Raw genomic sequence first — 14,361 nt, forward strand, 5'->3', positions numbered from 1 at the left:
CCTGTTATCAGACATTGCGATCAAATCATCGCGTTTTGCGGACAGGCCATCTATCGCCGCAAGGTGCCAGATGTTTGTCAATTTAGGACGCCGCCGCCGCATTGCGACCTATTGCACGTGACGAAGAACACGTTGGCCCCAATAGACAGGCATATATGGGGATCAGCCGGAAACCCACATTCGAATCTCGGAGCACGGAGGCCGCAACGAAAGTCGCTTCGGCCAAGTCATCAAGTCCCAACCGAAGCGACTCGCCCTAACTGGCAAGCTTGCGTTCGAGCGTGGCGTTCTGGATATTCAGCACCCAGGCTGAGCCTGTATCTTGCATCGCTGAAATGGCAAGCCCTTCAGGCCTATGATTCACCGCATGGAAGCCAAGATTTACAAGTTCGGCGATTTTTGCCTCAACCCTGTTGCCAGAGAGCTGAGCCGAGATGGCGAGCCGCTCTTTGTCCCTGCCAGTGCTTTCGATTGCCTGGTTTATCTCATCGAGCACCGCGAGCGTCCCATCGGAAAGGACGAATTGATTTCCGCCGTGTGGGGACGTACTGACGTAAGCGAGAATCTCCTGGCCCAGACCATCGTCCGCTTGAGGCGCACGCTGGGCGATGTCGGCAATGAGCAACAGCGCTGTATAAAGACCATCGCACGCGTTGGTTACCGCTGGATGCTCGATACTACGGTTACTTTCGGTGCGCCGGCTTCGGTGAAACATGATTCGGGCGTCGAACCATATGGCCTCGTTTCGGAAGCTGCGGGTGACGTGGATGACGGTGACGCGATCGGTATTTTGCCGCATGTGAGGCCAGTCCGTCGTTACCTCTTTGTTGCTTTGATTCTCGCGCTCGTTCTTGCTGCAGGCTACGCGGGAGAGCAGAGGCTTCGCCCAAAAAAGGCTCAAGCGGCTATTCATTTCAACAAAAGTGCGGCGATCGTGCTTCCCGTGGAGGTCAATGCACCCGAAGATTGGAAATGGCTGCATTTCGGCTTGATGGATCTGATATCGACAAGACTGCACGAGGCAAAGATTCCCACAGAAACCAGTCAAGCCGTATTGGAACTACTTAAAGAGCGCGCCGATGCTTCGGGTGAAGGGCTTTCTTCATTTGCTTTAGTGATACGTCCACATGTCGAATTGGCAGGTAACCGCTGGCGTGTTCATCTGGATGCGAGGAGCCAGGATGGACATACATGGCGAGCTGAGTCGTCATCCAGTGATGTATTGGAAGCGTCTCGTGCTGCCAGCGATTTGCTGCTTGCACAGCTTGGCTACGCTGCGGGAGCGAGCGGACCGCGTGTTGCCAGTGACTCGCAATTGGAATACATGCAGCGTATCGATGCGGCAAGGTTGGCCGGCCAACCATATGCCGCGCGCGAACTGATCGATATGGCACCGCCCGACCTGCGTAACAAGCCGGAACTTGCCTACACGGTGGCTTCGCTCGATTGCGATGAAGGGAAAAAGGACTCGTGCGAACAACGCCTGTCGACCTTGTTGAAGCAGTTAACCGATAAAAAACAAGAACCCGTCTTGCGTGGGGAAATCCTGACAAAGCTCGGAATGATTTACAGCGATAAAAACCAAGACGTCGAAGGCGAGGCCAAACTCACTGAAGCGCTGCATACGCTGCAGAAGCAGAAAGACACTGAGGCGCTGGCAAACGCTTATTTGGATCATTCCTATGTGGAACAGATGCTGTGGAGATTGGATGATGCGACCTCTGATCTCGGCTTGGCCCGCGTTAACTACGCGTTGTCGGGCGATGCCGTAGGTGCCGCCAAGGCGGATTTCGAGATGGGACTTCTCGCTGAGCGCCGGGCGCAGCCCGACGCGGCGGTATCTTTGCTGCAGAATGCTTATGATCAGTTCCATGGAATGGGCATGCGATCCATGTTGCCGTCTACATTGGATGGTTTGGCATACGCGCAGCAAATGCTGTTGAAGTTCACCGACGAGTTGGGCACGACGGATCGCTTCTGGCCCGTGAATGAGAGAGATTTTGGATTCATCGACGCTCCGATGCGCCGCGAATTAACCATGGTTCGTGCTATAGCGCTGGCCGATAACGGACGAACATCCGAAGCCGCTACATTTGGTGAGCTGATCGTCAACGAAGCAGATCCCAAGAACGATGCCGCACAGATTGCCGAGACAAACAAGTTGCTCGCCAGGGTGGCTCTGGACCAGGGAAATAACGAGCGCGCCGCGTCATTGGCTTCGAAAGCGCTGACGCCTGCACTGGCGGAAGGCGATCGGCGAGATTACGCAGAAACCTGGCTTATTCGGATATCTGCCCTTCAGCGTGCAGGTAAGGCCGATGAGGCCAAGCATGACGTCTCGGCCATGGTCGAGTGGGAAACCCACTTATCGGTGAAGGATGATTGGACCCACATCTATGTGATACGCGCGATTGCCGCTCAGTACTGGATCGAAGGGAATCATGACAAGGCTGTCGAGCAGTTCAAGCTGGCCATGGCATCTGCGGAGAAGCTGGGTGTACCAGAAGTTATTGTAAGTGTCGGTAAATCCTACGCGCTGATGCTCCTGGACATCGGGCATCTCGATCAGGCTATAGCAGTCAGTGGCAGTCTTTCCATGTGGAGTAATACGGATTGGCGCGCCGCCTGGGTTGAGGCACGTGTATACCAGGCGCTTGGCCAAACATCTTCCTGGGAGAAGTCTCGGAATAAGGCTGAACAGCTTGCGGGTGATCGATTACTGCATGTGGGTGCGTCTTCTGACTATGGGCCGTAGCTTAGCGCTGGGATGCACACAACACCGCTTGATTTTGGCAATGTGGAATGGACGAGACATCGACAACGAGAACAAGCACATAACGCTACGTATTGAGCAGGGTAAAAGCCACACGCTGATTCTCTAATGCCACGGCAAATGGACTGCTCAAGACAAGTATCTTGGCCTATGAGGCGATGCCGCTTTGAATCGCGTTGGGTTACCGTGACCGTGCAGAAGGCAGTCACCGAAAATTTCGAACTGTCTCATCGATGCCCCAAGCTCGTACCACATGACAGTTGTTTCATCGGCGACCTGTTTTCTGCGCTAGCTAGCTGGAATTGCCAATGAGGGGAGGGTGTTTCCGGCCTTGCCCTCCCCTCAGAGGTATTGCACGCATGTATTCGCACCGCCGCTGGAAGTCGTAACTCTTGTAGCAACGTCGTAGGTTGGAATATGCCTAACGACGTATCTGCCGATTGCCGTGTTGTCGGCCTGAAACATGCGACTTAGCCTGTCGCGTGTTCATCCACGTTACGCTTCGATGTTTGCGATCAGTGCAACTGAGTCGGTGTGAACAATGGCGTTGGCGAAGACGCGTTTCATAGTCGAGTCACGCGACTCGCCTCAGGCATCATAGTCGCCCTGGACGCGATAGAGCGCTGGAACCCGGAACGCGCTGTCGCGTACTGGAGGACTCCCGCCGTCCCTATTTTTGGCAACGTTCTGATTTTAGGATTCAGTGCGAGGCTGGACGTTGACCTGATAAGCCATCTTTCAAACGCTGACGTCTTGTCGCCTGTCTTGGCGCAGCGCCAGAAGCCCCAAAGTATCGTCACCCCACTGTCATATCGCACACTTAACCTGTCAGTTCCGCTCGGAGAGGGGATGTGGCGCGTCATCGCGTAAATAAGAGTGCAGCCAAACAATTTCAGCACAGACTGATGCTGTGTATTGTGGGGCTGATGCTCTCGGAAACGTGTTTGGCATACCAGGCATTGCCGTATCAGGTTCCTGGGGTGGACAAAAAAAACCAAATCGAAAAGGTGAGTTTCAACATCCCGCCACAGCCGCTTCTATCCGCGCTCAGGCAGTACAGCGAAGTCACCGGACAAGCGGTATTGTTTGATGATGCAATGACTGCTGGGGTACGTTCCAAAGGGGTGCTCGGAGACTTCAACAAAGTGGATGCATTGCTGAAAATACTGATAGGGACCGGTCTCACAGCAAGCTATTCTTCCGATCAGGCTTTCACTCTGAAGGTGGTTGATCCGGGTGCTCACGCCAGTCCAAACAGCACATTGGGTCAACTCGATGTTGTCGCAGAAGGCAGTGAAAGCAGCATCAGCCACTATGCGGCACGGATACAGAAACCGATCGAGTTGGCGCTCTGCCGGTCTCCGCAGACGCGCCCAGGAAATTACCGCCTCGCACTGCAGCTATGGATAGCCGCCGATGGCCGCGTGAAGAAGACACGCATATTGAGCGAGTCAACCCAGGCGCGTAACGCTCGGGTCGTGAGAGCATTGGAGCAACTGACACTCGACGCACCTCCCTCGACCATGCCAGAACCATTAACCGTGCTGTTGATACCGCGAAGCGCTGAGTCGGGCTTGGGTTGCGCGACAACCGACCACGCAGCGCAGTAGAAAAGAACTGCCATGGAGCCTTCGCCGTTTTCGTTGCTTCGCTTGTTCCTCGAACAGCGCTCCGAACTGCGGCGGCGCCTCAAGTATCGGCTCGGTTCCGATGATCTCGTCAACGATGCGTTGCAAGAAACCTATCTGCGCATTGAGCGAATGGGGGACAGTCGATCGGCACTCAGCAATCCGATTGGTTACCTTTTCCGAATGGCGCTTAACGTCGCCGCGGATCAGCGCCAGGTCGATGCGCGCTATTTGACGGGGAGCGAGGTGGAAGAATTGCTGAACGTTGGCGCCGAAACCTTGGATCCCGCGCGGATTGTGCACGCACAGTTTGAAGTGCACGCGCTGGAAAAGGCGTTGAGAGAGCTGAGTTCCCGTCAGCGGGAAATTCTGACCGCAGCGCGGCTGGACGACGTTCCGCTGAGTGAGCTCGCGCTGAGGTTTGGCATCTCCGTGCGCATGGTTGGGAAAGAGCTGAGAAAGGCACTTTTCCATTGCGGGCAGCGGCTTGATCGAAAAATCACCCAACGGTTCGGTCCCGGCGCTGGAAAAGAGTCTTAGAAGCATGAAACTGTTCGATAACGTCCCCAACCACGGAGCGGGCCTGCGTCGCGAAGCGCAGCGTTGGCTTTTGCATCTGAAGTCGGACATGGTCACCACAAAAGACGCGCGCGCATTTGAGCAGTGGTGCGCGCAAAGTCGCGCGCATGTGGAAGCATTCGCCCAGACCCGACGTCTTTGGGAAAACCTTGGGCCCGCTGCGCAAGCGGTGTCTCCAAGTGAGGCGGCGCAAATCGCTACCTCTGTCACTGCCATCTCGTCGGAGCCGCGCATGCAGCCTAGGCGAATGACGCGTCGGACCTTTCTCGGTGGCGCTGTAGCCGCCTCGGCGGCGCTCCTCCTGGTGCGACCGCCGTTGCAACTGTGGCCATCGTTATCGGACATGTCGGCGGACTACCGCACCGGCACGGGCGAGCAACGGCAGGTTGAACTGAGTCCGGGCCTGATCGTCGAGATGAACACGCAGACCACGATGAATTTGCGCAAGGCCGCAGGACATGCCGTTGGCCTCGACCTGATCAGCGGCGAGATCAATATCAAGACCTCTGGTGCAGCGCAAAGTCAATTCACGGTTTACGCCGGCGGAGGACGCGTGCAGGTATCTGGGCAAACACAATGCAATATTCGCTGCACGGGATCGCAAGTGCAAGTTACGGGTCTGGATGGCGTGACAACACTCGAGTATGGCGGCAAGCGCGCATCTCTGATGGCAGAACAGCGCGTGGATTACGGTCGCGGCGGAATGGACGCATTGAGTCACGCCGATACCGATCTGACCATGGCATGGCGACGACGCGTACTGATCTTCGATGGTCAGCCGCTCTCGGATGTCATCGTGGAAATCAATCGTTATCGCCCGGGAAAACTCATCCTGGCAAACGATCGCTTGGCTGCACGGAAGGTACAGGCCAGATTTTCGCTCAACCAACTCGGCGACGTCGCCGCCTTGATTCGTGACGCCTATGGCGCCCGCGTGATCGAACTGCCCGGCGGCATCGTCGTTCTCAGTTAAGTCGTATCTGGAAGGCCAAATCTTTCTAACTGTATGACGCTTTGATGTCTCAAGGCGTCGTTTTCGCGTGGATTGGTGTCGGCAAATTAAATTTTAATGACACGGTTCAGTCGCACACGCTGTCATCTGTCTATCCATGCAAGGACGATGACTGGAAGGCATGGACGCCTGGTACAGCCAGCAAATACACCGCGAGCGGTTCGACGACTGCGTGGGGATCCTCTATTTGATCGATGGACGGCATTTCGCCGGCCCTGAAGGGTAAATGTTGTGTGGCCAATCGAATCAGAAAAACCAGGCGCGTGAATGGATCACTTACCACATGCGGAAATAAAGCTGCGCGATCGTTATGGGTATCAACGCCGTTTGGTCGCCGGGTCTTTTTGCCGATCACTGAACACCCGTGCGAACGGAATGGCCGTGCAACGGTTCAGGCCTTGAGCGGCCATTACGGCGCATCGCGAACCCATCTGCGGGGTTTTCAGGGCACTGCTGCCAACACCGATTCATTTGATGTTTTGAGTCCGACACGTGCTTGTCGTGATTCGGTTATCTACCTTGCGCTAGCTTCACCAAGTCGCTTTGCACATGGAGCTGAATCAATGACTCAGGATCAGGGCGAGGCATGAGCATGCGGAAGGGAATTTGTGCATGGGGGGGCGTGCGTTGCCCGTTGGCGCTTGCCGTTGCATTTTTGTTGCCTGTTTACGCCACTGCGCAGGATGCAGCAAAAGGTGTGCCGACACCGGCACCGTCGACCTATCAGATCAACGAATATCTGGTGCGTGGCAATACGTTGCTCGGTGCCGTCGATATCGAAAAAACAGTAGAGCCTTTTCTTGGTCCGGGCCGCAGCATGACGGATGTGCACGCCGCGCGCGACGCGCTGCAAAAGCTGTATCAGTCGGCCGGGTATCAATCAGTCGTGGTGGAAATTCCGCCACAACAAGTGAAGGGTGGTGTCGTTTTGTTGAAGGTCTCGGAGAACGAGATCGGTCATGTGCGCGTCGTTGGCGCCAAATATCATTCGCCACAAGCCATTCGCGACGCGGTGCCTTCGCTCGCCGAAGGAACGGTGCCTAATTTCACCAACGTTCAACAACAATTGACCGATCTCAATCGACAGCCTGGGCGGCAAGTCGTTCCGGTACTCAGTCCCGGTAGCCTGCCCCAGACGATGGATGTGACACTGAAGGTCGATGACAGCAATCCGCTGCATGGCAGCGTCGAAGTCGATAACGATCACAGCGCCGATACGCCCGATTTGCGCACGATCGCCAACATCCGTTACGACAATCTCTGGCAGCTGGGCCATACCATTTCGGCGTCCTATATCGTAGCGCCGCAGGATCGAAGCGCGACGGAGGTCTATGCGCTCTCCTATTTGGCGCCACTCAGCAGCGACTGGAGTTTGCTCGGTTCGGGATATAAGTCCAACAGCAACGCCAACACATTGGGCGGTACCACCGTACTGGGCAAGGGCGAAGCGTTCAGTTTGCAGGCGACCCTGCAGTTGTCAGCACTGGGCCAATACACGCAGTCGGTGTCGTTTGGCGTTAGCCGCAAGCACTTTGACCAGAACATCACGCTCGGCGGCGAGACTGAAAAAGCGCCCCTGACTTACGTTCCGCTGACGCTTGCTTACACCGGTCAACATGTTGGCGAAAAATCGACAACCGGCTTCACCCTTGCCGGAAATTTCGGCCTGCGCGGGGCGGGAAGCGAAAACTCGGCCTTCGACAATCAACGTTTCAACGCGCGCGACAACTTCGCGTACCTGCATGCCGACTTCAATTACTCGCGCCTATTCACCGGCGACTACTCACTGGTCACGCGTTTCAGCGGTCAAGTGGCGGATGCGCCATTGGTATCGAGCGAACAATTTGCCGCCGGTGGCGAAACCACCGTGCGCGGTTACTTATCAGCCGAAGAGACCGCCGACACCGGTGGCGTCGGTTCCATTGAACTGCGCAGTCCATCCATCAATGCATGGTTGGGTAGCTTTGCCAACGATTGGCGCTTCCATGCCTTTTTCGATGGCGCGCACCTTCAGTTGATCGATCCGCTACCGGGACAGCGCGGGCGCTTCACGCTGCTGAGTACGGGCGTTGGTACGCGCTTCACCGTGTTTCATTACTTGGATGGCCAAGTCGAATACGCCTATCCGCTCAGAAATGGCGTGCAGACCAAGGCGCATGACGGGCAACTCCTTTTCAGCGTCAAGGCTGGGCTCTAAGAAGTCTCGACACCGTAAATACATCGCCACATTCGGACAGAGGTTCACTGACCATGCGTTACCTGATCTTTGCATGCGCGCTTCTTCTCGCGCTGATGCCGCGGCTGAGCACTGCAACCGACACGTCGTGGTGGAACGACGATTGGTCATACCGCAAACCAATCACGATTGATACCACGGCGAAGGGAGCGGACCTGGCCCAATCGGCGGGCCGTATGCCATTGCTCATTCGGCTGCATCCGGGCAACTTCCAATTTGACGGTGTGACAAAGACAGGAACTGATCTTCGCTTTGTCGCCAGTGACGGCAAGACGCCGCTCAACTATCAGATCGAAAGCTTCGACCCGGTCATGGGTGTGGCGCAAATCTGGCTGGATGTTCCCGAACTGCCGGCCAGTGGTCAGCAAACCGTATGGATGTATTACGGCAACGACAAGGCACCCGCGCTGAGCAGCGGAGCGGCGACGTTCGATGCCGACTACACGCTTGTGTACCACTTTGACGATAAGACTGGCACTGCGCCGAAAGACGCGACCGCCTATAGCAACAACGTCGTCGGCGGAACTCCTCGCATTGTTGATGGCGGCGTCATCGGAAGCGCTGCGCGTTTCGAGGGGTCAACTGTGCTGACACTTCCGGGTAGCGCGTCGCTGAACACGACGCAAGGTGGCAGCTTCACGTTCAGTGCCTGGATCAAGCTTGACGCGTTACCAACCACACAGACGTTGTTGTACGGCCATCGACAGGATGGTAAGGCACTCCTTATCGGCATCAACGCCGGCGCGCCTTTCGTTGAAGTGGACGGTGACCAGCCGCAGCGCAGTGTCGCGGGCACTCCACTGAAGCCTGCGGTGTGGACTCACCTTGCCGTCACTGCGAACGGCAACGATGTCGTGCTGTATGTCGACGGTAAGCGCTACGCCAATCTGTCCGCGACGTTGCCCGCATTGAATGCCGGCGCGACGATCGGCGGTGACCTTGCCAACCTCAGTACAACTGCAGTGCCTTACGCCTCGTTCGTGGGGCAGATGGACGAGGTCAGACTTTCGCGTGTCGCGCGTTCGCCGGTTCTCATCGCAGCCGATGCACTTTCCCAGGGCGCTGAATCAAAGCTGGTTGCTTATGGCGAAGACGAGAAGAAATCTGGATTCGGTTTTGGTTACTTCGGCATCATCGTCAAGTCAGTCACGGTCGATGCGTGGGTGGTCATCGGCGCACTGATGATCATGGCCCTGATCTCCTGGGTGGTGATGTGGCAGCGCGGGCGTTATGTGTCGCTGGTGTCTAACGCCAACGATCGTTTCCTGCGCCGTTTTAGAGAGCTCGGTGGCGATCTGCTGGGACTTGCTGACGGAAAGGTGACCCCGAGTGAGCAGCGGGGGCTCATGGGTTCCTCGCTTTACCGACTGTATGAAACCGGCGCCAAAGAAGTGTGGCGTCGCCGCGATAGCCATGGCCGACTCGTGATCGCAAGCGAGTCCATCGAGGCCATTCGGGCGGTGATGGATTCGACGCTGGTGCGCGAAAACCAGGCATTGTCGCGTTCGATGGTGATGTTGACGATTGCCATCTCCGGCGGTCCCTTCCTCGGCCTGCTCGGCACGGTCGTCGGCGTCATGATCACGTTCGCCGCCATCGCCGCCGCCGGTGACGTCAACATCAACGCGATCGCACCAGGTATCTCTGCCGCGTTGCTCGCGACGGTAGCCGGCTTGTTCGTCGCGATCCCTGCGCTGTTTGGCTACAACTACCTGTTGACGCGCAACAAGTCAGTGACCGCGAACATGCAGGTATTCGTGGACGAGTTTGTTACGCGCCTCGCGGAGCTTCACCGCGCCATCGATCAATCCACTGTTGATGGTTAGGAGAAACGCACATGCGAGCCCAGGAAGAAGACAAGCCCTACGACGATATCAACATCACGCCGATGCTCGATCTGGCCTATGTGCTGTTGGTGATCTTCATCATCATGACTACTGCGGCGGTGCAAGGCGTCAAAGTCAATCTGCCCAAGGCTAGCGCGTCCGTCAGCCTGGCCAAGGCACAGACCAAAGCGATCACGGTGTCGGAGAGTGGACAGATCTTTCTGGACGCCTTTCCGGTGACGATCGATGAGCTGGAGCAGCGGCTGCGCCAGCAGAAGGCGCTCACGCCGGATTTCCCCGTCATCGTCAAGGGTGACTCGAATGTCCAATACCAGAAAGTGGTGGACATCCTTGACCTGTTACGTCGCCTCGATCTCTCGCAGGTCGGGCTCGTGACTGGCAAAAAGTCCAACTGACCCCGGAGCGCTGTGATGCATGAGTCCGGGTATCCAGAGCAATCGCGTTGGCGCCAGTGGCGTGGGCGCATCATCGCGCTTGCGGCGGTGTTTATTGCTGCGTGGCTGATCTGGACGTTTGCCCGCCATCAAGTAGGCGTTCGCAAAGAAGCGCCGCGCATCGCAACGATTACGCCATTGCCGCCACCGCCTCCGCCAACCAAAGAAAAGCCGCCCGAACCCAAGAAGCTCGAAGAAGTCAAACAGGAGTTGCCCAAGCCAAACGAACCGGCCAAGCCGGTCGAGGCGCCGAAACAGGCACCCGATGTCGCCAAGCAAGTGAGCATCGATGCACCGGCACAGGCAGGCAACGACTCGTTCAACATCGCTGCCGGCGACGGTGGCGGCATGGTCGGCAGCAATGGCGGCAGTGGCGTGGGCGGTTCGTCCTACGAGCAATATTTGGGCTACGCGCTGCAAGAAGCGATTCAACGCGATGACCGCACGCGAAGGCTGATCTTTGACGTGCACGCGAGGCTATGGCTGTCCACCGATGGCAGTGTTACGCGTATCGAGCTGATCAATTCCAGCGGCATACAGGCCACCGATAACGCGCTACTCGACGTACTGCGTGGCCTGCACATCGACACGCCACCGCCGCCAAGCCTGAGCATGCCGGTGCGCGTTGCGATGCGCGGCCATCGACCGGGATGAATACAGCATTGCCACACTTTTCTCATTGAGCACGATCGCCGCGTAACCGTATTGGAGAATCTGATGAAGTCTAAAATTGCCGCCCGAGATCCCCGACGTCTACGCCGGGGATTGCTGTGTCTATCCATCGGCCTCCTGCTGAGTGGCGCAGCTGTTTCGGTCTTCGCCCAAGATGCCGCCGCGCCGTCGCCAAATGCAACGGTCAATCTCATTCGACTCATGGTGAAGCGAGGCTTGATCACCCAGGCCGATGCGGATGGCTTGCTTGCGCAGGCCAATACAGAAGCTGCACAGGCACGCAGCGCTGTTTCTGCAGCGCCCCCATCCGATGGCGCGCAGCCGGGTGATGTGCGTGTTGCATACGTGCCGGAAAGTGTGCGCAACGAAATACGCGATCAAGTCAAGCAAGAAGTGGTTGCGCAAGCCAAGACCGAACATTGGGCCACGCCTAACGCGATACCCGAATGGCTTGACCGTATCAGTTGGTATGGCGACGTGCATGTGCGCGACGAATCGTGGTTTTACAGCCGAAACAACTCCCCGTACTTCATCGATTACGGTGCGTTCAATCGCAATGGCCCGTTCGACATCAACAGCATCACGCAGGGCGCGAATCCGCCCATTCTCAATTCCCAGCAGGATCGCCTGAATATGCTGCGTCTGCAGGCTCACCTGGGCGTTGCAGTGAAACTGGGCGACACGGTAACCGCAGGTGTTCGCGTCGGCTCGGGTAGCGACGACAACCCGGTGTCCACCACACAGACGTTGGGCGGCGGCTTGACCAAGAAGGACCTTTGGTTGGATCAAGCCTGGATTCGCTGGCAGCCCACCGATTGGGGTTCGCTCACGGCTGGCCGTATGGCGCAGCCGTTTGTGGTGTCGGATCTTATTTATTCGACTGAGCTGAATTTCGATGGCGTTGCGGGCCACTTCGATCTGCCCTTTACGGATAGTCTCAACTCGTTCGCAACGGTTGGCGCATTTCCTATTGAATACACCTCCTCTGACTCACCGTCGGAGGCGTTTGGTTACGACAAGAACGTGAGCAATGAAAAGTGGATGACGGCCGCTCAAATAGGTGCAACATGGAAGATCGATAACGATACCCAATTTAAGTCGGCGCTGGCCTACTACTACTTCGACCACATGCGCGGCGAGCTCTCTTCACCGTGCGCCCTTTACACCGGGATCAACTATTGCAGTACGGATGACACAGCACCGCAGTACATGCAAAAGGGCAACACCGTATTCTTGATACGCGACATCATCCCGGACCCTTCATCGCCGAGCAATTACGCACAGCCGCAATTTGTCGGCCTCTCTTACAACTATCACGTTGCCGATTTCTACAACCAGCTCGACTTCAAGTTAGGTGAGACGTCGGTCCGTCTCCAGGCAGACTATGCACGCAATATGGCCTACCACGAAAGCGACGCTTTGAATCGGTATCCCGGTGGCTTGGGCCAACCTATCAACAACTATCAAAGCGGTGCAACGGCAACCACTCAGGGTCCCTACAAAAGCGGGCCGGTTGCGTGGTTGGTGCGCGGCATTGTCGGCACGCCGCATCCCATGGAAGCCAACGAATGGAACATCGCGCTCGGCTACAAGTACGTACAGCCCGATTCGATGCTCGATGGTCTGACAGACGCGAACTTCGACCTTGGCGGCACCAACAACAAAGGCTTCATTTTCACCGCCGACTACGGCATTGCACCGCGTACCTGGCTATCGGCTCGCTATTACGATGCCAAGCAGGTGTACGGCCCACCCTTGGCCATCGATGTGTTGCAGATTGAGCTCAGCACGAAATTCTGAGGATCGAATGATGAAGCGCTTCGTGATTTCATTAAGCATCCTATGCTTGCTGATGCTTACACATCCCGCCACGGCCCAAACCCTGGAGGAGCAGTTGCGCGGCCAACTCAGCGACACACGCAGCCAGCTACAGAATCTTCAGGACCAACAAGCGCAATGGCAGGCGCAGAAGGCTACATTGGAGCAGGAGCGCGATGAGGCACGCAAGGCGTTGGCGGCAGCGAAAAATGAGCTGGCAAGCAAGCAATCACTCGCCGGGCGCGACGCATCGGAACTGACTCGTGAACACGCCGCGCGAGCGGCAGACGACGCAACGTTGCAACAACAACACCAGACACTTGCTCAGTTGAAAGTGCAGATGCAAGCGCAGGATGCAAGTGAAGCCGATCTGACCAGCCAATTGAAAGTGGCGCAAGGCCAGGTAACCACATGTACTGCGAAAAACGTCCAGCTATACAAGGTGGGTAGCGAAATTCTCGATGCGTACAGTCATATAAATGTGCGCACGGTTTTATCCAGCCGCGAGCCGTTCGCTCAATCGTCGCGAGTCAAGCTGGAAAACGCGGCGCAAGGGTATGGCGATCAGCTGTACGAACAACGCTACGACCCCAATGCGGTGAGTACGAAGAAGCCGTGATGACGCCGTTGTAATGCAACGACTCAAAGCGCATTTTTGTTCACTATTCAAACCAGTGTTTCCACGAGGGTATGCCATGCGTTTCGATATCACTTTGTTGATGGTTGCCAGCGTAATTTTTGGCAGTACGTCGGTATCGCCTGCGCATGCCCAGAACAGCGCGAGCCAATCATCAAGCGGTCCGGCCGTCGCAGGGGTCTGTTTGCTGTCTCGCGAGGCGATATTCGCCAATGCCAAGATCGGCAAGGCAGCTTCCGCGCGATTGAAGCAACTTTCCGATCAGGCGCAGGCCGAGCTCGATGGAGAACGAAAGCCGATTGATGCCGACGTACAGGCTTTCCGTTCGCAAGCTGCGTCGCTAAGCCCCGATCAGCGTCAGGCGCGCGAGCAGGCCTTGTCGCAACGTGTACAGACGATGCAGGCCCATGCCGCCACAGTCACCAAGCAAGTGGAAGCGACGCGCGTGAAAGTACTTGCTCGCATCGCGCAGGACGCGCAGCCGGTTATCAATAGCGTTTATCAAAGCAAAGGTTGCGGCTTGTTGCTCGATCGTAATGTTGTGCTGGGCGGCAACATGTCGAACGATTTGACGGCAGTGGTCGTGCAGGGTGTGGATGCGAAAGTCACGACGATCTCGTTCGACCTGGAAGCACCTCCGGCAGGCAATAACACGCGTTCGTCACCCTGATTCGAACCGAGGTGGTATCGGCGATGCGGATTCACGTCCACATACTGTGCCTACT

The 14,361-nt window shown here is 56.6% G+C and carries 11 protein-coding genes; all 11 read left to right on the top strand.

From position 1 onward, the window contains the following. The first annotated feature begins 367 nt into the window (after positions 1-367). Positions 368-2,755 carry a transcriptional regulator gene (locus tag HDE80_RS16735; RefSeq protein ID WP_184672790.1) on the top strand — a complete coding sequence of 796 codons (2,388 nt, stop codon included), beginning with the start codon at positions 368-370 and terminating at the stop codon, positions 2,753-2,755. Between the two features lie 869 nt (positions 2,756-3,624). Continuing rightward, on the top strand, positions 3,625-4,383 hold the full coding sequence (locus tag HDE80_RS16740; RefSeq protein ID WP_184672792.1) for an STN domain-containing protein: 759 nt from the start codon (positions 3,625-3,627) through the stop codon (positions 4,381-4,383). 12 nt (positions 4,384-4,395) lie between these two features. Next, positions 4,396-4,941, top strand: coding sequence for an RNA polymerase sigma factor (locus tag HDE80_RS16745; protein ID WP_184672794.1), 546 nt, complete (start codon positions 4,396-4,398; stop codon positions 4,939-4,941). A 4-nt stretch (positions 4,942-4,945) separates the two neighbouring features. Continuing rightward, positions 4,946-5,953, top strand: a complete 1,008-nt coding sequence (locus tag HDE80_RS16750; protein WP_184672796.1) for a FecR domain-containing protein — start codon at positions 4,946-4,948, stop codon at positions 5,951-5,953. Between the two features lie 625 nt (positions 5,954-6,578). Then, the gene (locus HDE80_RS16755; RefSeq protein ID WP_184672798.1) at positions 6,579-8,189 is read left to right on the top strand and encodes a ShlB/FhaC/HecB family hemolysin secretion/activation protein; all 1,611 of its coding nucleotides are present in this window, start codon (positions 6,579-6,581) and stop codon (positions 8,187-8,189) included. Between the two features lie 215 nt (positions 8,190-8,404). Then, a complete protein-coding gene (locus HDE80_RS16760) occupies positions 8,405-10,054 on the top strand; it encodes a MotA/TolQ/ExbB proton channel family protein (RefSeq protein ID WP_221437668.1) in 1,650 nt (549 codons plus the stop codon). Between the two features lie 11 nt (positions 10,055-10,065). After that, positions 10,066-10,470: a biopolymer transporter ExbD gene (locus HDE80_RS16765; protein WP_184604336.1), complete on the top strand. Its 405-nt coding sequence runs from the start codon at positions 10,066-10,068 to the stop codon at positions 10,468-10,470. A 15-nt stretch (positions 10,471-10,485) separates the two neighbouring features. Next, complete coding sequence (locus HDE80_RS16770) at positions 10,486-11,163, top strand: energy transducer TonB (protein ID WP_184672802.1); 678 nt, start codon at positions 10,486-10,488, stop codon at positions 11,161-11,163. 63 nt (positions 11,164-11,226) lie between these two features. After that, positions 11,227-12,981, top strand: coding sequence for a putative porin (locus HDE80_RS16775; RefSeq protein ID WP_184672804.1), 1,755 nt, complete (start codon positions 11,227-11,229; stop codon positions 12,979-12,981). A gap of 10 nt (positions 12,982-12,991) precedes the next feature. Further along, positions 12,992-13,618: a hypothetical protein gene (locus tag HDE80_RS16780; protein ID WP_184672806.1), complete on the top strand. Its 627-nt coding sequence runs from the start codon at positions 12,992-12,994 to the stop codon at positions 13,616-13,618. A gap of 76 nt (positions 13,619-13,694) precedes the next feature. Beyond that, positions 13,695-14,306: an OmpH family outer membrane protein gene (locus tag HDE80_RS16785; protein ID WP_184672808.1), complete on the top strand. Its 612-nt coding sequence runs from the start codon at positions 13,695-13,697 to the stop codon at positions 14,304-14,306. The last annotated feature ends 55 nt before the right edge of the window (positions 14,307-14,361 follow it).

Source organism: Rhodanobacter sp. A1T4, assembly GCF_014207185.1.
Lineage (GTDB): Bacteria > Pseudomonadota > Gammaproteobacteria > Xanthomonadales > Rhodanobacteraceae > Rhodanobacter.

Bases quoted from the DNA above. Each gene is read 5' to 3' on its own strand.
- HDE80_RS16735 (WP_184672790.1), top strand. From the start codon at position 368: ATGGAAGCCAAGATTTACAAGTTCGGCGATTTTTGCCTCAACCCTGTT.
- HDE80_RS16745 (WP_184672794.1), top strand. From the start codon at position 4,396: ATGGAGCCTTCGCCGTTTTCGTTGCTTCGCTTGTTCCTCGAACAGCGC.
- HDE80_RS16750 (WP_184672796.1), top strand. From the start codon at position 4,946: ATGAAACTGTTCGATAACGTCCCCAACCACGGAGCGGGCCTGCGTCGC.
- HDE80_RS16755 (WP_184672798.1), top strand. From the start codon at position 6,579: ATGAGCATGCGGAAGGGAATTTGTGCATGGGGGGGCGTGCGTTGCCCG.
- HDE80_RS16760 (WP_221437668.1), top strand. From the start codon at position 8,405: ATGCCATTGCTCATTCGGCTGCATCCGGGCAACTTCCAATTTGACGGT.
- HDE80_RS16765 (WP_184604336.1), top strand. From the start codon at position 10,066: ATGCGAGCCCAGGAAGAAGACAAGCCCTACGACGATATCAACATCACG.
- HDE80_RS16770 (WP_184672802.1), top strand. From the start codon at position 10,486: ATGCATGAGTCCGGGTATCCAGAGCAATCGCGTTGGCGCCAGTGGCGT.
- HDE80_RS16775 (WP_184672804.1), top strand. From the start codon at position 11,227: ATGAAGTCTAAAATTGCCGCCCGAGATCCCCGACGTCTACGCCGGGGA.
- HDE80_RS16780 (WP_184672806.1), top strand. From the start codon at position 12,992: ATGAAGCGCTTCGTGATTTCATTAAGCATCCTATGCTTGCTGATGCTT.
- HDE80_RS16785 (WP_184672808.1), top strand. From the start codon at position 13,695: ATGCGTTTCGATATCACTTTGTTGATGGTTGCCAGCGTAATTTTTGGC.